At 42.3% G+C, this 22,717-nt stretch carries 21 protein-coding genes, 1 tRNA gene and 1 pseudogene; 20 read left to right on the top strand and 3 right to left on the bottom strand.

Annotated features, from left to right (window positions below; genetic code table 11):
• Positions 1-105: 105 nt before the first annotated feature.
• Complete coding sequence (locus MVI27_RS08910) at positions 106-1,113, top strand: DHH family phosphoesterase (protein ID WP_246961416.1); 1,008 nt, start codon at positions 106-108, stop codon at positions 1,111-1,113.
• 49 nt (positions 1,114-1,162) lie between these two features.
• Here MVI27_RS08910 and MVI27_RS08905 read toward each other — a convergent pair whose 3' ends face one another.
• The 3 genes from MVI27_RS08905 to MVI27_RS08895 all read right to left on the bottom strand — a co-directional run bounded on the left by MVI27_RS08905 (position 1,163) and on the right by MVI27_RS08895 (position 2,919).
• Entirely contained in the window at positions 1,163-1,942 is a 780-nt protein-coding gene (locus MVI27_RS08905) for an alpha/beta fold hydrolase (RefSeq protein WP_246960988.1), read from the bottom strand.
• 68 nt (positions 1,943-2,010) lie between these two features.
• Positions 2,011-2,460 (bottom strand): D-aminoacyl-tRNA deacylase, encoded by a 450-nt coding sequence (gene dtd / locus MVI27_RS08900; protein ID WP_246960985.1) that lies wholly within the window; start codon positions 2,458-2,460, stop codon positions 2,011-2,013.
• Between the two features lie 12 nt (positions 2,461-2,472).
• Positions 2,473-2,919 carry a hypothetical protein gene (locus MVI27_RS08895; protein ID WP_246960982.1) on the bottom strand — a complete coding sequence of 149 codons (447 nt, stop codon included), beginning with the start codon at positions 2,917-2,919 and terminating at the stop codon, positions 2,473-2,475.
• Between the two features lie 100 nt (positions 2,920-3,019).
• Here MVI27_RS08895 and greA point away from each other — a divergent pair, with 100 nt between their 5' ends.
• The 19 genes and pseudogenes from greA to MVI27_RS08800 form a co-directional block, all read left to right on the top strand.
• Positions 3,020-3,490, top strand: a complete 471-nt coding sequence (greA, locus tag MVI27_RS08890; RefSeq protein ID WP_246960979.1) for a transcription elongation factor GreA — start codon at positions 3,020-3,022, stop codon at positions 3,488-3,490.
• 102 nt (positions 3,491-3,592) lie between these two features.
• Positions 3,593-3,982 carry an HIT family protein gene (locus tag MVI27_RS08885; protein WP_246960977.1) on the top strand — a complete coding sequence of 130 codons (390 nt, stop codon included), beginning with the start codon at positions 3,593-3,595 and terminating at the stop codon, positions 3,980-3,982.
• 44 nt (positions 3,983-4,026) lie between these two features.
• A complete protein-coding gene (gene clpX / locus MVI27_RS08880) occupies positions 4,027-5,211 on the top strand; it encodes an ATP-dependent Clp protease ATP-binding subunit ClpX (RefSeq protein WP_246960974.1) in 1,185 nt (394 codons plus the stop codon).
• A 60-nt stretch (positions 5,212-5,271) separates the two neighbouring features.
• Positions 5,272-6,555, top strand: a complete 1,284-nt coding sequence (locus tag MVI27_RS08875; protein WP_246960971.1) for a TlpA family protein disulfide reductase — start codon at positions 5,272-5,274, stop codon at positions 6,553-6,555.
• A gap of 112 nt (positions 6,556-6,667) precedes the next feature.
• Positions 6,668-6,741 (top strand) — tRNA-Met (locus tag MVI27_RS08870).
• A 540-nt stretch (positions 6,742-7,281) separates the two neighbouring features.
• Complete coding sequence (locus MVI27_RS08865) at positions 7,282-9,744, top strand: ATP-dependent Clp protease ATP-binding subunit (RefSeq protein WP_246960969.1); 2,463 nt, start codon at positions 7,282-7,284, stop codon at positions 9,742-9,744.
• Positions 9,745-9,757: 13 nt separating this feature from the next.
• Positions 9,758-10,633 (top strand): lytic transglycosylase domain-containing protein, encoded by an 876-nt coding sequence (locus MVI27_RS08860; protein ID WP_246960966.1) that lies wholly within the window; start codon positions 9,758-9,760, stop codon positions 10,631-10,633.
• Complete coding sequence (locus MVI27_RS08855; protein WP_246960963.1) at positions 10,633-11,073, top strand: GPW/gp25 family protein; 441 nt, start codon at positions 10,633-10,635, stop codon at positions 11,071-11,073. Before MVI27_RS08860 ends, MVI27_RS08855 begins: the two co-directional genes overlap by 1 nt.
• 15 nt (positions 11,074-11,088) lie before the next feature.
• On the top strand, positions 11,089-12,969 hold the full coding sequence (locus tag MVI27_RS08850; protein WP_246960961.1) for a type VI secretion system baseplate subunit TssF: 1,881 nt from the start codon (positions 11,089-11,091) through the stop codon (positions 12,967-12,969).
• Between the two features lie 857 nt (positions 12,970-13,826).
• Positions 13,827-14,231 (top strand): type VI secretion system tube protein TssD, encoded by a 405-nt coding sequence (gene tssD / locus MVI27_RS08845; protein ID WP_246959169.1) that lies wholly within the window; start codon positions 13,827-13,829, stop codon positions 14,229-14,231.
• Positions 14,232-14,914: 683 nt separating this feature from the next.
• Positions 14,915-16,855, top strand: a complete 1,941-nt coding sequence (locus MVI27_RS08840) for a type VI secretion system Vgr family protein (protein ID WP_246960958.1) — start codon at positions 14,915-14,917, stop codon at positions 16,853-16,855.
• Between the two features lie 11 nt (positions 16,856-16,866).
• Entirely contained in the window at positions 16,867-18,231 is a 1,365-nt protein-coding gene (locus MVI27_RS08835; protein WP_246960955.1) for a zinc metalloprotease, read from the top strand.
• A complete protein-coding gene (locus MVI27_RS08830) occupies positions 18,231-18,911 on the top strand; it encodes a hypothetical protein (protein ID WP_246960952.1) in 681 nt (226 codons plus the stop codon). The genes MVI27_RS08835 and MVI27_RS08830 overlap by 1 nt, the downstream gene beginning before the upstream one ends.
• A 117-nt stretch (positions 18,912-19,028) precedes the next feature.
• Complete coding sequence (locus MVI27_RS08825) at positions 19,029-19,604, top strand: hypothetical protein (protein WP_246960950.1); 576 nt, start codon at positions 19,029-19,031, stop codon at positions 19,602-19,604.
• 10 nt (positions 19,605-19,614) lie between these two features.
• The gene (locus tag MVI27_RS08820) at positions 19,615-20,409 is read left to right on the top strand and encodes a hypothetical protein (protein ID WP_246960946.1); all 795 of its coding nucleotides are present in this window, start codon (positions 19,615-19,617) and stop codon (positions 20,407-20,409) included.
• Entirely contained in the window at positions 20,390-20,932 is a 543-nt protein-coding gene (locus MVI27_RS08815) for a hypothetical protein (RefSeq protein WP_246960943.1), read from the top strand. Before MVI27_RS08820 ends, MVI27_RS08815 begins: the two co-directional genes overlap by 20 nt.
• Complete coding sequence (locus MVI27_RS08810) at positions 20,889-21,383, top strand: hypothetical protein (protein WP_246960940.1); 495 nt, start codon at positions 20,889-20,891, stop codon at positions 21,381-21,383. The genes MVI27_RS08815 and MVI27_RS08810 overlap by 44 nt, the downstream gene beginning before the upstream one ends.
• 529 nt (positions 21,384-21,912) lie before the next feature.
• Positions 21,913-22,494, top strand: a complete 582-nt coding sequence (locus MVI27_RS08805) for a bacteriophage T4 gp5 trimerisation domain-containing protein (RefSeq protein ID WP_246960937.1) — start codon at positions 21,913-21,915, stop codon at positions 22,492-22,494.
• 2 nt (positions 22,495-22,496) lie between these two features.
• Positions 22,497-22,717 (top strand): annotated as a pseudogene (locus MVI27_RS08800) (hypothetical protein); the annotation flags it as partial.

The following is a 22,717-nucleotide window of genomic DNA, read 5'->3' as shown; positions in this document are numbered from 1 at the left end:
GTTTTTGCGCTTTCTTTTTACAAATTAAAATCAAGGAAATGCCGCGCTTCTTCGGCGAACAGGAAAACAAAACTTATCTTTGTGGCTCATTCCGATTTGTATTTTATGTTTACACCTGCTGAATTATCAAAGATAAAAAATCTGCTCACACCTGAAAAGAAAATTGTCATTCTTACCCATTATAACCCTGATGGGGATGCGATCGGTTCCAGTCTGGGGTTAAAGCATTTCCTGGCCGCAAAAGGAATTGAAGCAGAGGTAATTGTGCCGAATGACTTTCCGAAGTTTCTGAAATGGATGCCCGGTGCCAAGCAGATTATCATTGCCGATTACAAGCGTAAAAAAGCCGGTGAAGCTATCCACCATGCAGATCTGATATTTGTTCTGGATTTTAATTCCGCACAACGCAGCGGAAACCTGGTGGGCCCGTGGCTGCAAAAAGCGCGCGCAACCAAAATATTAATCGACCACCACCAGCAGCCGGATCCGTTTGATTATGTATATTCAGATGTAAGTATTCCCGCCACATGCCAAATGGTGTATCACTTTATCCAAGCTCTGGAAGAGGAAGAACTGGTTAATAAAGACATTGCCGAATGCCTGTACACCGGTATTATGACCGACACCGGCGGCTTCCGTTTTCGCTCCACAAGCGCTACCACGCACAGAATCGTGGCCAATCTGATCGAGAAAGGAGCCGATCCTGCCAAAATTACCAGCAATACCTGGGACACTAATACCGTTTCGCGTTTGCATTTGCTCGCGCTGGTGCTGGGCCGGATTGAAGTAGTCCAAGAGGGCAAGGTTGCTATCCTTTGGTTGAAACGTGATGAACTAAAGGAACTGGGTTTCCAGAAAGGGGATACGGAAGGTTTCGTGAATTACGGCCTGGGAATTCTCGGTACACAGATGTCTGCCTTTTTTATGGAAGATTTATATGAGGATTTCATTAAAATATCTTTCCGTTCGAAAGAAGATCTGGATGTAAACCAGTTTTCCCGAAAATACTTTAACGGTGGCGGTCATATCAACGCAGCCGGCGGAAAATATTATAAGTCTTTGGAAAATACAATTGAAGATTTCAAAGACTACGTGGAACAGGAAGATATTTAAATATAAAAAAGAGGATTGTTTTGGCAATCCTCTTTTATTTAAATTTTATTTAAAATACCAGTTCCGGCAAATGGTGCAGTAATTCGGTATTAATGATGGCCGCGCAGACGGCGGGTTTTTCCCAGTGACCGTTATGCGCGCAATCCAGCAGATAGGATTTTACGGTGGTGCGGTCGGGTAATCCTGCAAGTGTTTCCTCTACCTTGATAGCCTGATCATGCTTCCCGGCGAGGAGCAGAATTTTACGGTCGAATTTCATTACTGTTTCTTTGTGGTCCTTTCTTTGCGCCATTGCCTGAACAGTGGCAATAACGCCTTCCTGCGGGGTGGATAAGGCAATTTCTTTTGCTTTTTTAATGGCTCCTTCCAGGATATCGCGCTCGTTTGGGTTGAAGAGATTGGGAATACCTGCGCTCACATACGCTGGAAAAGCGTCGCGAATTACCCGAAGGCTTTTTAATCTTTGTTGTTTTTTTTCTTCATCATCTGCCAGGTACGTTGAGAAAAACAGCGTAAGAGTTTCCAAACGTTCGGGAAACAGTTCCGCAAAAGCGAGGCTTACATAGCCGCCCATCGAGTGACCAAGAATATGAATACGCTTCGTAATTTCCAGGTGATCTAAAGTTTCCTTCACCGCTGCGGCCTTCGATTCCATGCTGGTATCCTGTTCCACCAGTGATTCGCCATGTCCGGGCAGGTCCATTTTTATTAAGGTGAAATCTTGCGAAAGATGGGGTTCAAGATCATCCCAGATGGTAAGGTTTTCCATAAAACCGTGAAGTAAGACAAGGATGTGGGAGCCGGATCCTGATTTGGTATAGTGCAGCATTTTAAATGAAATTAAAGTAAATCCGGTGCAAAACTTACACCAGAAAGAAACGCCACCAAGTATTGCTGTTATGCTTTAGTCTGGCTGTCCATCACAATCGTAACCGGGCCATCGTTCAGCAGGCTAACTTTCATGTCAGCACCGAAGATCCCGCTTTCGATTTGTAAACCGGATGTTTTTAATTGTTCTTTGAAATATTCAAACAGAGGAACGGCTGCTTCCGGTCGTGCGGCGCGGATAAAGGAAGGCCGGTTTCCCTTTTTATAATCAGCAATTAAAGTAAATTGGCTAATGCACAGGATTTCTCCCTTGATATCCTGCACGGATAAATTCATTTTCCCCTCGCCATCACTGAAAATCCGAAGGTTGAGAATTTTGCCGGCCAGCCAGTCGGCATCGGCTTTTGTGTCGTTCTCTTCCATACCAATTAGTAAAAGGAGCCCTGCCGTAATCTTGCCGGTAACCGCCCCATCCACTTTTACTTCCGCTTCTGAAACTCGCTGAATAACTGCTTTCATTATCTAACTTTATCAATAAATCTGCAACGTGTTACTAAAGGCGTCATAGCTGGTCAGATACAACTTAGGTGCGATAGTTGCCGTTTTAACAGGTTCGCCGGTAAGCAAAATCCACTCGGCGCCATCCTGCGGACAAATGATTTTAATGTCGTTCTGGACTTCAAGCGTCGTGTCACTGGAAGGGCAGAGGTGCGGCGCATTGCGGTCATATGCTTTGAAACCCTGGGTGGTACGCACGACAATTAAACCGCGCGTGCCGGATTGCTGTTCGGAAACATACACCCAGCCACCTACATTCTGCAAGGCGAAATAAGAAGGCAGGCTCAGGTTTATAACTACATTCACAGGTGAGGCAGGAAAACAGCTTACAGTGTCTTCTCTTTCGCGGCAACTGCTCATAATCAGTAAGGTAAAGCCTAAAAACAGAAATAGATACGGGCGGAAAAATTTTCTTGGCATATGAAATAAATTTATATCTTTGTCCGATACAACCTATTCGAAAACATTGTCCGGCAAATGTCGGATTATTTTTTTATACTAACATTAAATCTCGCATATTATGGCAAGTTATGTGACCAAAGACGGACTGGAGAAGATGAAAACAGAGCTGGAGCACCTGGAGACAGTGGAGCGCCCAAAGATCACGCAGCAGATTGCCGAAGCACGTGATAAGGGAGACCTTTCTGAAAATGCCGAATACGATGCCGCTAAAGAAGCACAGGGCATGCTGGAGATGAAGATCTCCAAGCTGAAAGACCAGATTGTGAATTCCAAAGTGATTGATGAAAGCCAGCTGGACATCTCGAAGGTTTCCATCCTGACCACCGTTCGCCTGAAAAACCATGCGACCAAAGCCGAGCAGAAATTCACGCTGGTGCCGGATAATGAAAGTGATTTGAAATCTGGGAAAATTAGTGTGAACACACCGATTGCCAAAGGTTTATTAGGTAAGGTCGTTGGTGAAACTGCAGATATTGTACTTCCGAACGGCAATAAATTAACTTTCGATATCCTGGAAATCTCATTGTAGAAATTCCCCGACCGGGAAGTTGATTCCGGAATAAATTATGATTTCGTAATTTTGTACCCGCACTTTTTGGTGCGGGTATTATATTTTAAAACACGTATTGTTATGGCGTCTATATTCGCTAAAATTATCGCGCGCGAGCTCCCGGCGTACATCATTGCGGAAGATGATAAACACCTGGCCTTTCTGGATGCGATGCCGCTGATGGAAGGTCACTGCCTGGTAATCCCTAAAGAGGAAACCGATTTTATCTTTGATATCGGCAGTAAGGAACATCAGGAACTTTGGGATTTTGCACGGACGGTGGCGCTGCAGCTTGGGAAAGCTTATCCGGAAAAGCGTGTGGCGGTGGCGGTAGTCGGACTGGAAGTTCCGCATGCGCACATCCATCTATTGCCGATTACAGCGGTAAGTGATATGAATTTTGCCAACGAGCGCGTGAAGTTTACGCCGGAACAATACAAAGAAATACAACAGAAGATTCTGGCTTCTTAATAGAAGGAGCGGGTCACTTTTTTTAATTATCATAAATTATATATATGAATTCTAACCAATGTTCTTTTTGCGGAAAAAAAAGGAATCAGGTCCAAATGCTGATCTCCGGTAACAACGGTTTTATCTGCGAAGAGTGTATTGAACAGGCACACGGTATCGTGCAGGAAACAAGCAGAACAATTGCACAGCCTGCCCAGACGATCGATGAACTGAAGAAACCCAAAGAAATAAAAGCATTCCTGGATCAGTATGTTATCGGTCAGGATCAGGCAAAAAAGCAACTTTCCATTGCGGTATATAATCATTATAAAAGATTATTGCACGCACAGAATGAAGACCGCGAGGTAGAAATTGAAAAATCTAATGTTATCATGATCGGTGAAACCGGTACCGGAAAAACCTTGTTGGCTAAAACCATAGCGAAGGAATTGAATGTGCCGTTTTGTATCGTGGATGCCACGATTCTGACTGAAGCAGGATATGTGGGTGAGGATGTAGAAAGTATTTTATCGAGGCTTTTGATGGTGGCAGATTACGACGTGCAGAAAGCTGAACGCGGAATTGTTTTTATTGATGAAATTGATAAGATCGCGCGCAAGTCTGATAACCCAAGCATTACCAGAGATGTTTCCGGTGAAGGAGTTCAACAGGGACTCTTGAAGCTGCTGGAAGGAAGCATTGTGAACGTACCGCCGCAAGGAGGCCGAAAGCATCCGGACCAGAAGTATATTCAGGTTAATACCCAAAACATTTTGTTTATTGCCGGTGGTGCCTTCGATGGAATTAAAGAAATTATCGAGCGCAGGCTGAATAAACAGGCGATAGGTTTCAGTTCGGAAAAGTTATCGAAGGTGGACGAAGAAGATTATATCCTGAGCCAGATCAATGCAATAGATTTGCGCAAGTTTGGTTTGATTCCTGAATTGCTGGGCCGTTTCCCGATTATTACTTATTTGGATAAGCTGACCAAGGAAACGATGATCCGCATTATGAAAGAACCTAAAAATTCTATCATTAACCAGTTCATTGAATTATTTAAGATGGATGGTGTGGAACTCGAATTCACGCAGGAAGCTTTGGAGAAAATAGTGGAGGAAACCACTGAAAAAGGTCTCGGTGCCCGCGGATTGCGGGGCACGACGGAGAAAGTTCTTGAGGATTATATGTTCAATATTGAGGACGAAAAGAAAATTTTAGTTTCGGGCGAAAGCATAAGCTTTGGAATATAAATGCTTACAAGATTGGATCAAACTCACCCTCACCGGTGAGTTTTTTTATATATTTACGGTATGAAAAAATTCTCTGTGGCCTGTGCTTTTCTGGCACTCGGCTGGATGAACGCCCAGTTTAGTGTATTTGTGGAAGGACCGGCAGAATTCCCGGCAAAGGAAGTGTATCTGTACACGCTGAACGGCTCCAAAGACGTTCTGGCAACCAAACAAAATAAAAAAAGAAACACTTGGCAGCTGAAAGTGCCGCAATCCTACAAAGGGATGATGAAATTGTATTTTCCTGAAACCAACACCTCTGTCAATTTTATTTCTGAAAATCAGGATGTGCGCCTGGCGTTCGCAGTGCGAAACGGGAAAATTGCCAACGTTGATTATAAAGATGCCGCGAATACGCTGATGAACGAAATTCAGGAAGTACAGCAAAAGAAAGAAATCATCCTGCCGGCGCTCTATCAGATCAAAGAATATTATAAAGCAAACAGTGCCTTTGGTGCGGCGCTCGATCAGGAAATCAACAGGTTGTCGGCAGAGAAAATGGATGCCGGGCAATTTCCGTTTGTTACATATTACACGACCAATTACAGTAAGTTCCTCGAAAAGAAAGCCGGAAAACCCGAACCTACCCGCGCAGAAATTATCCAGTTTATCGCAGGTTCCAATGAATTTCTGGAAACATCTTCTCTGCTCAGGCCCGTGTTGGTTGCCTATCTGAATGCCGGCTCATCTTCAGAGATATCAAAGGATGTCGATGAACTTTTGGCAAAGGTTAATTTAGAAACACCGCGCGGACAGACCGTCATTTCGGAACTGATTGATATTTTTGATGCCTACGGGATGCCCGAAATGAAGGAACGCTATCTCGCGCAGGCAGCAGATCTGAAATGTACCATAACAGACCGTCTTGCGCAGACCATCGCTTCCAATAAAATGACACAGATTGGCGCCACCTTCGCTGATTACAAATTCAGCAACCCCGCACACACCACTGCTAAATCCATTTATGATGTGAAAGCAGACCGCAAAGTCATCATGTTCTGGGCCTCCACTTGTTACCACTGTGAGAACGACCTACCTGTGCTGATAGAGAAATACAACGCGATGAAAAAACAAAAAACTGAAATTATCGCGCTTTCATTGGATTCTGACGCAGCGGCCTTTAACAATAAGGTAAAAATGCTCCCTTGGATTAACGACAGCGAACTCCGCGGCTGGAACAGTACCGCTGCAGAACAATATAATGTGCGCGCTACGCCAACTTATTTTGTGCTGGATAGTAATAATAAAATCATTGCAAAACCCAACCGTGCGGCAGACGTTATTTCTTTTTTAAAATTGAATTAATTTCTTTGCACGCTCATAAAATAGTTCTATATTTGCACCACCTTATTCAAGGGCAATGAAGGATGTGTGAACAGCGCTGTTTTCTTGCTTTAGAATATCGGTTAATGTGAATGGCGAGGTAGCTCAGATGGTTAGAGCGCAGGATTCATAACCCTGAGGTCACGGGTTCAATTCCCGTCTTCGCTACTAAAGTCCAGTCGAAAGACTGGACTTTTTTTATTTTTTATCGGTTCAAATGTCAGGATTTATATCTGCCACGGCGGACACGGGTTCAATTCCTTCCGTTTGAGAAGAGATTATTAAAATGTAGTCGGTAAATATTAAAATGCCTTAAGACGAAAGTATATATTTTAAAGCAAAATAATTTGACAATATAAAACGGCAATATTGATTCACTGGAAGTTCTGAAATTACTTTCTAACTTTCCAATTTTAATGTCAAGAGATTCAGTAGCGTATTAAGTTGCAGTCTGGAAAGCTATATTTCGGCCTATTCACTAAAACACCTTGCCTGAAATATCTTAAATCTTCATTTAATGTGAGCTCTGAACCTTTGTTTCGGCATTCTACTAGATTTTTTTATTTAGCATCAATTTCTCAAATTATCGACAGATATGGTAATTCCTTTTTAATGAATAGTAATTAAAGGTATTAATGCTACGGTTTATTTATTATATTTGGATATTGTACGGCTTAGTATTATCCATCCAAATCACAATAAAGAAATATGAGCGTATTAATTACCAATGAAACAGTCAAGGAACTGTTCCACATCGCACAGTCGCTCGCGCGCGAAAATTACAATTCCACCTTTGGTGCTCCGCATCTTCTGCAGGCTTTAATGCACAACAACATCGGGTTAAAAGATTTCCTGGTAACACTGGGTAAAGATCCGGCCTACATTTATGAGTGGTCCGAAGTGCGGATTGAAGAATATCCCAAATCAGGACGCATGGTGCAGGAACCCGAACCGGATGACGCCATCGATGATATCCTCGAAGAAGCAGACGAGGTCCGTATTAAACTCGGCCTGGACGAGATTTCAGCTTTATGTATTCTTACAGCCGTTACGAAATCCGGTGTCGCTTTTTCTGCTCAGGAACTCAAGTCATTGCCGGTTCGGGAGCATGAAATTTTAAATTATTATCGCGGAGAGGATAATGCAGTTAAAAATACAGAACAGCAGGTCTTTTCCGGACTGCAGCAAGATTCAGCCACACCTGCCCTGGATGCATATTGTGTCGATAAAATAGAGCAGGCACGCAGTGGGAAGTTAGACCGCATTATCGGACGCGACCGTGAACAGCGGATGTTGGTGGAAATTCTGTGCCGGCGAACTAAACCCAATGTAATCATTGTTGGCGAGCCCGGTGTCGGTAAAACAGCTCTCGTGGAGGGGTTTGCCATGCAGATGCTGGCGGGGAATATGCCGGCGCTGCTGCAGAACGCGGTATTGTATGAACTGGATACCGGCGCTTTAATGGCTGGCGCTTCCTATAAAGGTGAAGTGGAAGACCGTCTTAAAAAAGTAATCAACGATTGCAAAAAGCTGGGCAAAGCCATTTTGTTTATTGATGAAATTCATGCGCTGCTGGACAGCAAAGGCAGTTACGGCAATGTGGCGAATTTGCTGAAACCGGAACTTGCCCGCGGCGAAATTACGGTGATCGGATCTACCACGGAAGAAGAGTATCGCAAGATTATCGAGCCAGAACGCGCCTTTAACCGCCGTTTCGAGGTGTTAAAGGTGGAAGAGCCTGCCGATACGGCTTGTGTTAAAATGATTGAAGAAGTATTGCCTGGTTACTGTGATCATCATCAGGTGAAAGTGGATCCCGCCGCTTTGCCGGACTGTGTAAAACTTGCCAAGCGGTATTCCAAAGGGAAAAAGTTGCCGGATTCTGCCATTGATCTTCTAGACAGAACCATGGCTTCCGTACGGATGCTGGGTGAAATGTCGCAAACCGAATTGCAGCGATGGAAAGAAACCTATGACCAACTCTTGGAAAGTAAGGCGGAAACTGATGAGTTGCTTTGGCATTACCGTACGCTCGAAGATAAATTAAGTCCGATTCTTTGGGGTTCTTTGAAAGAGCAACCGGAGTTGGACGACGCGATGCCTTCTGAAGAACTGCAGCAACGCATTGATTCGATTTTTAAAGAACTGGAAGAATATGCCGCGATAGAACGGGAGCAGGTGAGCAGTCTGGAACTGGCTGCGGTGATGGCTGCCAAAACCGGCATTCCGATCGGGAAAATTCAGGCTGGTGAAAAGGAGAAACTGCTGAATATGGAAGAGCTGCTCATGAAGCGCGTCGTAGGTCAGAATCATGCACTCAAAACTATTTCCGACGCGATTATTGAAAACCGCAGCGGCCTGAACAAACCCGGCCAGCCAATCGGTTCCTTTTTTCTGCTGGGTCCTACCGGTACCGGAAAAACAGAACTTGCCAAATCCATCGCTGAATTGTTGTTTAATGATGAAAAAGCAATGATCCGGTTTGACATGTCGGAATTTAAGGAAGAGCATTCAGCCGCGCTTCTGTATGGTGCGCCGCCCGGATACGTGGGCTATGAGGAAGGAGGAATGCTCGTTAACAAAATTCGTCAGCAGCCATACGCAGTGGTTCTGTTCGATGAGATTGAAAAAGCACACGGTTCCGTGTTCGATGTCTTTCTACAGATTATGGACGAAGGAAAAATCCATGATAAACTCGGAAAGGAAGGAGACTTTAGTAATGCGCTTATATTATTTACGTCCAATATCGGCAGCGAGGAAATTGTGCAGTATTTCGAAAGAAAGGAAATTCCCCCTTCCAAGGATTTACTTCGGATCATGAATGAGTCCGGGCGTTTCCGTCCCGAATTCCTGGCCCGGATTACAGAAATTATTCCGTTTTCACCGATTACAGAGGAAATGGCGGTTAACATCTTTAATATTCAGCTCAAAGCTTTGCGGCACTCGCTGGAACGCCTTGGGATGCAACTGGAAATAAGTGAGGAAGCTGTGAAAAACCTCGCCTTAAACGGCTTTAGCAGTAAATATGGCGCGCGGCAAATTTCGGGTGTCATCCGTTCACAGTTGGCACGACCCATTTCCCGCCTGATTGTTCGCGAAGAACTGCAGCATGGCCAAAAGCTTTCGATTGGCTGGGATACTGAAAAACAGGAACTGACCTGGGATATGTAATTGAACGCTTACTATGAAAAATAAAAAAGTAATATACCGCTGCTGTATTTTTTTATTACTTCTCTGCAGCAGTAGTTTATCAGCACAACTAACGGCCACCGATACGTCGGAGCGCAGTGTGCGAAAATATCAGCAGGTGATTCGCAGCAACAAACAGCTCGTCAGCCTGATAGAATATACTTTTGCGCAGCGCAAGATTCCTAAGTTTATGCGGAATCTGGCCATCATTGAATCCGGTTTGGATCATCAGGCTGTTTCCACTGCCGGTGCCAGAGGGGTCTGGCAGTTCATGACCCCACATGCCCAGCAGTATGGCTTGTCCGAAGAAGACCGTTCGGATATGTACAAGAGTACCCGCACGGCTGTTAACTCTCTCATTAATCTGTATAATAAATACGGAAACTGGGTGACAGTGGTAGCCGCTTATAATTGTGGCGAAGGAAATATTGCCAAGGCGATGTCTGCAGCCGGGTCCAAACGCTACACTGATTTTGCACCCTTTCTGCCAGCAGAAACGCAGATGCACGTGAAAAAGTTTCTGAACGCGAGTTATGCTACGGGCGAACTGCAGGCTGTGCTGGCAGATTACCATAAGACCGGAACGGCTCCGGCTGCCGTAGCGCAGAAAACTGTTCAGAAACCCGGCAAACCTTTTACCAAAAATAGCGGTAAACTTTCGGAGATTGTTTTAAATGGTGCTTTCGATTTAACCGTAATTGCAGAGCGTCTGGACATCGAGCTCAGTACTCTGCTTGGCTGGAATCCCGGCATAGAACAGGCACTGGCTGAAAAAGGGCAAAGTGTTTTTTATCTGCCGCGTGAGAAAATGCTGGACTTTCAGTTAACAAAAAATGAAATCCTTACCGCTTCTTTAAACAGTAATGAATAATGGATAATACGAATTACAGAATGCCTTTCGATCCGCGCGCCGCCATGACCAGCGACGGCAATATAGCAACGTGCAGTACCGGCGAGAGTATTGCCCAGAATATCATGCTGCTGATTATTACCAAGAAAGGCGAAAACCGCTACGATCCGCAGTATGGGAATGATGTCTGGGAGGTGGAGTTTGATAATGGCGTGTCCTCGGCCGCCTGGGAAAATATTTTCATCAAAAGCCTGCAGCGGCAGATCAGGGATTATGAACCCCGGCTGACAGAGGCACATGTTTCAGCAGATATTAATTATGTGGAACACAGCTATGAAACCCGGAATTTCACCGAGGTAAAAAAGAAAGTGCGGGTCGCCATCAATGCGAAAATGCGCGAAACCGGCGAGAACTTCAGTTTTTCTACGGAATTGTTTTTAAGTCCTATGTCAATCGATTAACTTTTTGAAGAGTGTATGAATATTATCAGACAAAATTATTCTAAGGAAGCTATACAGGCCCGCATGCTGCAAAATGCAACCCAGCTGTGGGGCGTAAAAAATATACAGTCGCTGGACCCTTTTGTGAAATTGCTCATTGATGCGTTCAGTACAGAAGTCTTTAAGGCAAATAATGAAATTCAGACCATCAACGGCCGCATTCTCGAAAAGCTCGCCCGGCTGCTGACTCCTTCCCGATATGCTCACCCGTCGCCCGCGCATGCCATTGCCTTTTGTGCTCCCTCGGAAGACCGGCAGCTGTTGCTCGCGCACAGTGAATTCTTTACCAAAAAACAGGTGAACACTTTGCAGAAAGACCGTTCGGACCGGCAGGTCAATATTTCGCTGACAGCGGTAGATCACGTGGAACTTATCCGTGCACAGACAGTGCTCATGGTGGCCGGCAATACAGTGTACAGTATTGATGAGCAGTTAAATAAACTGCCGGTGGCGCGGCTTCCTGTGCAGGTGGAAGCGTATCGAACCATGAAATTAGGAATTGATTTATCTGCTTATGAATCAGAGAAATTTCCTGAGCGTCTTGCTTTGTATGCCTCCAATCCTACCTTTGAACATGTGGATTTTGTCTATCGGCTCCTGCCGCACGTTCGGGTATATCACGGATCCGAGGAACTACAAGTGGCGCACGGCCTGACCTACGCCGATTCTCCGCTGAAGGAAGGCTTTGAAGGTATTTTCGAAGAGCAATCGCTGCATCATAAAATCCGGCAGGACATCAAAGGAATTTATCATGACCGTTTTATTGAGATCAGCGGTTTCTCGCGGAACACCATGAAAAATACCGAGGTCGCCCTGCCTGATGAACTGGATGACGGAACGGCCGTCTGGGATACCTACCGGGGGAAAAAGCTGCTGTGGCTGACCCTGGAATTCCCGCCACAGTTCACTGCTGAAATTCTGGAAAACTTTTTATTTGTTACCAATGCTTTCCCTGTGTACAACCGCGCCTGGAAGAAAACAGAATACGCGCTGGATATTATGGGAAATAATATTCCGCTGGATACCTCGGAGGATGAGTTCTTTCTGTATGTGGACGAAGTGCTCGACGGGCAGGGCAACCGCTACGGAGAAATTCCCTTTACGCCCAGTGATCATATGGAAAAAGGTTTGTACACTGTGCGCAAAGGCGGCATGGAACGGTTCACTGATCGCAATGCCATTGACCTGATGTCGCACCTGATGGAACTCCTGCGTGATGAAGTAGCGGCCTTTTCGATTATCAACCGTGATAAGGTAAAGGAAGTGCTGGGTGAAATTTCGGAGAAAATGAAAGGCCTGATGCAGAAAGTGGAAATGGCCAACCGCGAACTTCGCGAAGATGTCAATTATGTCATTATTCAGCCGCTGGAGGATTCTGCGCATACCTACGCCAGTTTTTGGGTGACGCATGGTCCGCTGGCAAACGCCATCCGCCCGGGAACGGTTTTCAATTCCCAGCGCAGGCTGCAAAGTATCACATTGGTAACGCCCACCTCAGGCGGCGTGCGGGAACAAAAGCAGTCGGACACTATTCAGGCATATAAATACGCACTGACCACGCGGGATAAGATTATTTCAGTGGAAGATATTCGCAATTACTGTAAAATGGCTTTGCGAAATGAGGTGAAGAAAATTACAGTCAGCCGCGGCACGATGATCAGTGATCGTCCGAAAGAAGGGTTTGTACGCACCGTGGATGTTACCATTGTACCACAGGATTTCGCCTTTTATGGTGCCAAATACTGGGATCAGCAGGCCGAGATTTTGCGTAACAGCATCAAATCAAAAGCAATTGACGGGGTAGAATACCGCGTCTCGATTCAGGAAGAAGCTGCCATGACTAAAGAGATTTTATAGTAGTTTGCCAATCCAGACAACTAAAATGCTTTCGGTTTTATATCGAAGGTATTTTTTTTGGCGGACAATTCGCGCTGTCCACTCATACTCCTCGGTCGGTCGTTTCCGCTGCGCTCCACCGCCTCCCTGCGGGGTAACCATTTCCATCGCGGCCGCAAGGGGAGCCTTTTTCCAAGGGCAGCGGGAACGGGCAGAGCGGCTGTTTTTTTTGGTGTGGGGCGCAGGGTTTAATGTTAGAGGTATGAGATAAACTGTTGCATGTGCGCAGTTGATCTGTGTAAATCTGTGGAATCTGTGTGGGTTACTGCACGTTGCAAGGTGCAACTTGCAAAGCCTCTGCGCAATTATCTGTTAAATAAGTGCTCTTTAAATCCTGTTGCTTATAACTGACAGCATGCAGCATACAATTTTCATCGCCTATCATTATACATTCTACGTTATACTTCATACAAATCATCTTCAATATCAGCTGAATTCAGCACCACTTCCAAACCTGCAAAGCACGCCATGCCCGGAATCCCCGATAAAAAGTCGTAAAACTACTACACTTTTCAAAGTTTCGCTCCGTTTGGTTGATTTATGAAAAAGATGCGCGTAAGTTTGATATGTAGAAAGCAGGAAACAGGAGGACAGAAGACGGAAGCGGGAGGACAGAAGCCGGAAGTCTGAAGAAGGAAGTCTGAAGCGAAGAAAGAAAAAAGAAAAAAGAAAAAAGAGAAAAACAGATTGACGGATAAACAGATCAACGAATAAACAACTCAACAAGTCCAAGTCTCCTCTAATTTCTAACCCTCTAACCTCTAACTTCTGAATTAAAAAACCAAATCAATTCATATAACACTTAAAAACCTACCATCATGGCAAACAATTCAAGAGCCGTATTAAAATTCAACGGCGGCAACGAACAGAAAGTATTAAAACTAAACTATGGTGTTTCCAGATCTACGGATGTTTCCGGACGCGTGGCTTCGGATCCTAACAATGCGCTGATTAAAATTACCGTGGAAGCTACTGAAGACAGCGGCATTCTGGAAAGCCTTCTGAACGGCAAGTACAAGCCTACCAGCGGCGAGGTGACTTTCAACAAAGCACACGAAGAAGGCGCGCTGACCACCCTGAAGTGGGAAAACGGCTACGTGATTCAGCACGAAGTAGATTATGACGCCCTGAACGAAGACAACATGCAGGTATCCTTTGTGGTAAGCGCTGAGAAGATCGACTACGGCAACTCTTCCTACGATGGAATCTGGCCACAGAAGTAAGCCGCACGCAGCTGTAAGCTATAAGCTATATGCAGTCAGCACTACGCGCTTTAAGTGGTAGGCAATACGCTACACGCAGTACGCAACGCTTAGAGCATATAGCCTAAAGCATACAGCCATACAACATTCATCATTTGTGTTAACCGCTTCCCGATACGGTCCGGCTGCCTTGGTAGTCCTCCGGTCGGGAAGTTTTTTTCGCGCGATGAAGCGCTAATCATTTTGTGCTAAATATATAGTGCGGCAATCCCGCTGCCGCCGGAACTTTTATCGAAATAAGAAAAAGACAAATTTTATTTACTGTCATGATATCTTCATAAGACCAATTACATATTAAAGGTGCAATTCATGCGCGGCAGTATCCCGAAAGCTAGTGAATCTGAAATTATGCTATGTAATTAAAAATAATACCTTAATTTTATTAGCAATAATTGTTTAAAGTGTTCAATGTTTTGTGCGCTAAACAAAACTTAATTATAAAGTTAATTAAGACAGAAGCTAATAGAATTTTTGAGCCAAATAACACGCTAACCCTAACCGCCTTGTCAATTAACAAATCAACAGATACACAAATCAACAAATACACAAATCAACAAATAAACAACTGAACAACTGAACAACTCAACAACTCAACCACTGAACGACTCAACCACTCCTCAACTTTAACCCCAAACCTCCTCCCTATGTCTTCCCTCAACCTAAAATCCTCCCACACCGCGCGCGCTGTTTCTGAGCATCAGCTGCGCGGCATCAACCGCCAGGTAAAACTCTCGGTGATTATCGAGGGTAGAGTCATCTCGCACTACCGGCATTTAAGCCTGGAGCAGTACAGCCATACCCACCATCATTTTGAGCTCGAACTCTCGCACGATACCCTGGGCGCTGAGGAAAACCATCAGCTGCAGAGTGCCAACCGCTTTTTAGGCAAACGCATTACTCTGATTCAGAAATACCGCGAGGTGGAAGACAGCCCCGAGCGCACCTTTGTGGGGGTGATCACCAAAGTAAGCTACCGCCAAGAGAAAGGAGGCCTGGGCACGGTGATTCTCTCGGGCGGCAGTCCTACGCTTTTGATGGACGCCGCGCCCCATACCCAGAGCTTTGGCGGTGACCAGAGTGTGAACATGAGTATTATTGCCCGGGAAGTCATTAATCAGGCGCTGAGCCGTGAGAAGTTTGACTTCCGTATCGAGGCCAATGACCACTGCCAAATCCCTTATTCAGCGCAGTATGAGGAAACCCATTACAATTACCTCTGCCGTATGGCCGTGGCCTATGGTGAGCAGTTCTACTATGACGGAGAAATACTGCATTTAGGAAAACTCCCCGCGCCTGAAGCGCCGCTGACGCTGCACTATGGCAGTAATGTGAGCAACATTCAGGTGGACCTGAATGCTGTGCACATAAAGCCCGAGTTCTACGGCTATAATTCCTCTCAGCATACAAAACTTACTTCAGGAGAAACACCGGCCAGCCATAAATCAGATCTGGCGCGCACGGCTTATAGAAACAACAACGATATTTTCAAGACCCGCTCGCTTCAGGTAGCACCCCTAAGAGCGCAGACTGATCAGGATGTGGTCAGCTCCCAGCAGAGCGCCTGGGGGCACCGCGCGGTGGATGTCTTTACGGTGAGCGGAGATACTTCGATTCCTTTTCTGTATCCGGGTTGTGTCTGCGATCTGGAGATGCGCAAAACCGACAGTACCGAAACCTCCTACTTCACGCGCATCATGATTACCGAAGTAACCCACGATCTGGATGCCACGGGAAAATACAAAGGCAGTTTTAAAGCCATTGCCAGCGATACGGGCTATCTGCCCCAGCCGGAGTTCACCACACCCACTGCTCAGCCGCAGATGGCTACGGTCATCAGCAACACAGACCCACAGGGCCAGGGTAGAGTTACAGTGCGCTTTGACTGGCAGCTGCATGACACCACCAGCTTTATCCGCATGATGAGTCCCGATGCCGGTGGCACCGATCAGGTCACCCAAAACAGAGGTTATGTCGCCATCCCGGAAGTTGGTGATCAGGTGATGGTCGGTTTTGTACACAACCACCCGGACCGGCCTTTTGTAATGGGTGGCATGTTCCACGGGCAGGTGGGGCTGGGTGGAGGTTCTGATAACCGCGTTAAATCCATCCAGACCCGAAGCGGCCATCGGATTATCTTTACGGAAGACGAAAGTATTGTCATCACCGACAAGAGTGGCAATGAAATCCATTTGGATACCACCGGCAGCAATATCAGCATCACCGCGCCCGAAACCATGACACTTAACTGCAAGAACATGAATATTAATGTGGGTGAGAATATGACCACGAGTGTGGGAATGAACAGCAGTGAGACCATTGGCCTGAACAGTTCACAATCAATCGGAATGAATGCTACCCAAAGCATCGGTGCGATGAAGATGACCTCGGTACTGGGCGATGCGAGTGTGTTTATTACCGGGAAACTTACAGAAATGATTGAAGGAGATGTGCATAGTGAGACCGCAAAAGGAAAAACAATCGTCAATTCGGACCAGGGAATTGAAACAAATTCGCAGGCTTCCATTAACAGGCATGCTCAGGAAGAAGTGCAGAATAACAGCGGAGAAAAGTCTAAAAACTATTAAGATTTTATAAAATGAGTAGAACAAGAATAGTAAAAGGGAAAATTACGGAGATTATCGGGAAAGATTATAATATGTACTCTGAAACCAGTATCATAGATTATGCTGCCGAAGTGGTTTCTGAAAAAGGTAAAACAAAAGGCGTCAGTTATGGAAATCCTGAAAAGCCATCTGGTAGAGAAATAAAAGCCAAGTGTTTAGTGAAATTTAGACCCCATGACAAATATAAAGATAATCCTGACTTTGGATTTGATTGGCTTCGTGCAGGAGATTCTGGTCAAAAAGGAGATAACTGGTTCGGAAATATTATGGGTAAATATTATGAAACAGATAATGTTACTGTCTTCAAAAATGGAAATAGCTGGAATACCAATTTTCGCAAAGATCTGAATATGTATGACCAAAAGTTGAAAAGTTATAGCAGTTTTTCAGTGGTGTGGAAAAAAATAAATAAAAAACCCTACTTATATCCAATTCCTATTCTAACCCTTTTGAAAGGAAAATCTGCGTTGTTTAATTTGAAAATTGAAATTCAAGAGAAGCCAAAGAAATTAAGTTTAGAATTTAAAGACGAGGAATCAGAAAAATACTTATCGCTTAATTTAAAAGAAATTGGTGATATTAGAAAAGGCAAATATGACAAGTTTAATTATCTAAAAATTACTTGCAAAGAAAGTTTCGCAAAAGAACAAATATTATATGTAAAAGCAGATGGAGAAATTTGTGGTGCAATGAAAATTCATCCTAATTCTACACAACATCAAAAACTTATTACAACAATTTTCGTTTCAGTAAAAACAGATATTAATGGAATTATTAAATCTGGAGTTTCTAAACAAGGAAGCCAACAATATTTTACGGAATGCTTAAATCAAGCGCTCGTAAAGCCTACTATTTTAAATAACTTCTCAATTGATTGTACAGGTAATATCTTGTATAATACGTTTATAAATAAATTTTGCACGAAACTAGGTGGAAAAAATTATATTAGTAAATCTATTGGATTAAAGGATTATTTGGAAAAAGAATTTAAAAAAAAATATGGAAGTAAATATGATAAATTTTATAAAGTTTTTTTTATTGATGATATTTATCCATCGTGGAAGAATGGAAAAATTTCTGGTTACACAAATGGTTTTTCTTATTTTAATACCACCTTTACAGTTCAATTTAATACACATTCAAAAGAAACTGTAGCGCATGAACTTATGCATGCTCTAGGACTTCCACATACTTTTGATGGAAATACTCAAGCAAAATACACATACGAAGCGTACAAAACCAACAACCTTATGGATTATTGTCATCATATAGCGATCCCAAGAATATGTATATATAAATGGCAATGGAAAGTATTAAATTCTAAGATAATTGCGTGATGAAAAGACTTATTTATTTACCAGTGTTCTTTTTTTTGACATTTATGTGTCAACAAGAAAAAAAAACAAACATAAAAGGAAGTGAAAATAAAACCAATATTATGGCTGAAAAATTTGATTTTGAATTGTATAAAAAATATCAGGAAAGTAACGGTACATTAGAATTAAAAAATGGCTATACTATTTTGTCAATTGTTCCACCTGAAGATAATGAAATGGGTATGCAAACAGAATTGCTTCCAAAACCATCATTTTTATTCTTGTACAAAGAATTTTATCCCAATGGATATATCAAAAAAAAGGAAGTAAGAATTAGTGAAACAGTGAAAGTAATGCAATCTGAATATTATGATGAGAAAGCAAACCCAATTAAATCTGTAGATGAAGATAAACATTATGGCAAAATTAAATATCAGGATATTTTAAATTTTCTTCATAAAATGAAATACATTAATATTAGTACTGGTAAAGGTAGATTAAACGAAGATGGAACTAATAAATATGATATTACATATGATAAAGACATTTCTGTTTGGACGATTTTAATTACTCAAGGAAAAAAATTAACTGAAGATGAATTTTTAGAAGCAACAAGAAGTTCTGAAGGAGAACCGAGTATTTGGAAGCCTATTGAGTACAAAATTGACGGAGAAACTGGTAAAGTAAAGGAGATAAAATAAACTTCTAAATAATTTAAAAATCAGAATTTAGTTTCTGATTTTTTTTAGACTTTATTGTTTAGAAATCTACAACAAAACCGTGGTTACGTCGCCATCTTGCAAGTTAGGGATCAAGTAATGGTGGGTTTTGTGCACAACCACCCGGACCGTCCTTTTGTGATGGGTGGCATGTTCCACGGGCAGGTGGGGCTGGGTGGAGGCTCTGATAACCGCGTTAAATCCATCCAGACAAGAAGCGGCCACCGTATTATCTTCACAGAAGATGAAAGTATTGTGATCACCGACAAGAGTGGCAATGAAATCCATTTGGATACCACCGGCAGTAATATCAGCATTACCGCACCGGAGACCATGACACTAAATTGTAAGAATATGAATATTAATGTGGGGAAGAATATGACTTCTACGATCGGCAATAATCAGAGTACTTCGGTTGGGCAGAATCAGAGCAATACAGTAGGAATGAATATTACCGAAACTGCTGGAGCTAATATTTGGCAAAATGCTACTATGAACTATAATCTTAATGCGACCAACATCATGAATATGGCGTCCGAAAATTTCATCTATGATGCTACAGATATTCATAAAAATGCTTCAGAAGCTATCGAAGTTGCTGCTATCGGCGATTATATTCAGAATAGCGAGACAACAATACATAACTTGTCTGGAGAGAAAGGACACAACGCATAAATTTACTGATATGGAGAATCAGTCTAAAAAAGGGAGAATTCAAGTATTTGCTAAAAATATAAGAGGTAATGCCAATGGAAGTATTTTGGAAGAAAGCAGATTTACAAGAAATGTAGCTGGTGGAAGACAAGTGCAAAACGGCTTTGGCGGAGAGGTAAATCATGATGTAAACCAAGCTAGAAAATCAGTTGAGGAAACAAGAGTGAAAACAATTGAATGCCATAGTGAGCTTGATGATGGTTCAGCGAACGATGGCTCGGGAACAAGTTTGAAAAAAGGTGTATTATTTAATAAAACCTATAGATTTAAAGCGAAAGAATTTACGAACGGAGAACCGAAAAATCCTAATAATATTCGATGGGCACTTAAATTTACTCATCCAGAAACTGGAGTAGTTGAAGAGAATATTCTCCAAAATAAAGATTGCCGCGGCTTGGAACTAAACCTTCGCTTCTCCAGCACTGAATGCTGTGGAAGTAATATGGAGGTGCGAGCATTTATAGAAAATGCAGATTCCGAGGGTAAATTTCCGATATTTATGCACAACAGGTTCCGATGGTTTGACGGGCAAATAGTTCAAAATGAGTTAAATTCTCGAATTAACAGTCCTTGGCTAATTAATCAAAGCTCAACTTCTTTATGTGGAATGGCTTGTATTTTTTATTTATTTGCTAAGGAAAAACCACAGGAATATAAGGTTTTTACACAAAATCTTTTTAGGAAAGGTGTTTCCAATTCCAACCAATACAAAGTTGAACCAACAGGAGAATTGCTTGAAAAAAAAATTGACTACAGGATTTCCTGATAGAACAGGTGGTATGCCTTTAGCGGATTTTATTGCGCTTGCTGGAACACGAAATCACGATAATAACAGTTATAAAGGTGGTAATGAGGAACTTCAAGCAATAAATTGGCCGCCTTTAATGATGGAATTAACAGAAAAATTTTTAGGTTATTCTGATGTTGAGTCAAATGGAATTTATAATCCTATAAAGAAGTTAAAAAACTTTCCTTTACCAATTGTTTGGCAAATGATAGAGGATATCAATAAGCAGATATCAGATGGGTATAAATTAATTTTAATGATAGATTCTGATCTTATTGCTTCAGACCCCGATACAATATGGAATTTATTCTCTTTAGAGTACCATTGGGTTGTTTTAGAAACCCCAATCCAGACTATTCAGAATTTAGATGGAAATGGTCGAATTTTTTATACATTAAATTTTAAAGTATATACCTGGGGGACTAATAATAAATATTTACAAAGTGTAATTACTATGGATGATTTTAAAAGAAATTATTATGGTTATATTAAAGCAAAGTAAGATTTTTCTATTGATTATCATCTGTATATTATCAATGTGCTCATGTGTAAAAAACAATAAAAATATTGTGCAGAAAAAGCAAATGTGTATAAAGGAACGTGAAATCAATATTTATAATGCTAGTGACAGTATTCTTATATTTTTTAATGGAAAATATCAAGATAAATCTTTTAAAAATCTAAATATTGAACACTCAAGGAACAATAAGAAAATAAATGACGCAGGCTTCAGGCTCTCTAAAGAAAATTATTTAAAAATTTCCGGCAATATTAAACTAGAGTCCAAAGATTTTTTAAAAATAATATTTTCTGATGGGGAAACAATAACCATTACTGAGTTTCAAAATGAACCGTATTTTGGCGGCGGAAAATTTTTAGGATGTTTCTTAGGAAATTGTTTGGTTGACGGAAAACTCACAAAAGCTAAAAATGAAATTAATATATACAAATAACTTGACTAAATTTTCCTTTATGTTCTTTTATGAAGTAACGGGATAAACAAAACTTAATTTATACACACGGAGGCAGAATCCTATGGTAAGAAAATAACAGCGTCGGCTATGATTTTTCAGAACAAATTACTACGGTTATATCAATTCAAAATAAGTGTGAGTTTTTTTATTAAACTAACAATAGTTGCGGTTTTAGTATTTATTCTATCTGTTTTTTTACTTTATAATATTTTCATTTATTATAGTCCTCCAACAGAAGACGGACACAAATATATGCCAACAGAACAAATAGTTAAATCTATATTTTTTAGTGTTACACTATCAATTATAACATTTATCATCTGTTGGAAATTGCAACAGATAAATTAAAAGGTTCAACTTGTAATATGTGTATTCAAGAATTAATACTTTCGCTTCGACTTCCTGTATGGAGCTAGTTTCATTTTTTAAGGAAAGCCTTAATTTAATTTGTCCTAACAGATGCATTATAAACAATTAGTAGGGAATTGTAAAAGTATGCACTCAGGTCATGGTGGGTTTTGTGCACAACCACCCGGACCGGCCTTTTGTGATGGGTGGCATGTTCCACGGGCAGGTGGGTCTTGGAGGCGGTTCTGATAACCGCGTTAAATCCATCCAGACCCGAAGCGGCCACCGTATTATCTTCACCGAAGATGAAAGTATTGTCATTACCGATACGAGTGGCAATGAAATCCATTTGGATACCACGGGAAGCAATATCAGCATCACCGCGCCGGAAACCATGACGCTGAATTGCAAGAACATGAATATTAATGTGGGGGAGAATATGACTACGAGCGTGGGAATGAACAGCAGTGAGACCATTGGCATGAACAGTTCACAATCCATCGGAATGAATGCTACCCAAAGTGTCGGTGCCATGAAGATGACCTCCGTGATGGGTGATGTCAGCGTGTTCATCACCGGGAAACTGATGGAGATGATTGAGGGTGATGTGCATAGTGAGACAAAGCAAAACAGAAACGAGATTTCACATGATGATATTGAAATTTCTTCCAGCAAAAACATCACAAAGAATGCGCAGCAGGAAGTAAAAAATAACAGTGGTGAGAAAAGCAAAAATCATTAGTTATGTCTCGTACCAGAATTGTAAAAGGTAAATACATTAAAATTTCTGCAGGGGATCACTATATTTCTGCTGAGGGAAATATTATTTCCAGCGCAGCAAGCGAAGTCAGAGATCACGGAGTTGAGCGCGGCGTGTTTTATGGGAGTTATGAACGTTTGGGCAGTGATATAACAGATGACTTCGAAATAAGTTTTTCACAAAAGAAGAATGGAATTTATTCTAC

This window comes from Chryseobacterium salipaludis (assembly GCF_022968825.1).
In the GTDB taxonomy this organism is placed as follows: domain Bacteria; phylum Bacteroidota; class Bacteroidia; order Flavobacteriales; family Weeksellaceae; genus Kaistella; species Kaistella salipaludis.
The sequence above is the reverse complement of the archived record's forward strand: the minus strand, read 5'-3'. Positions and strand labels throughout refer to the sequence as shown.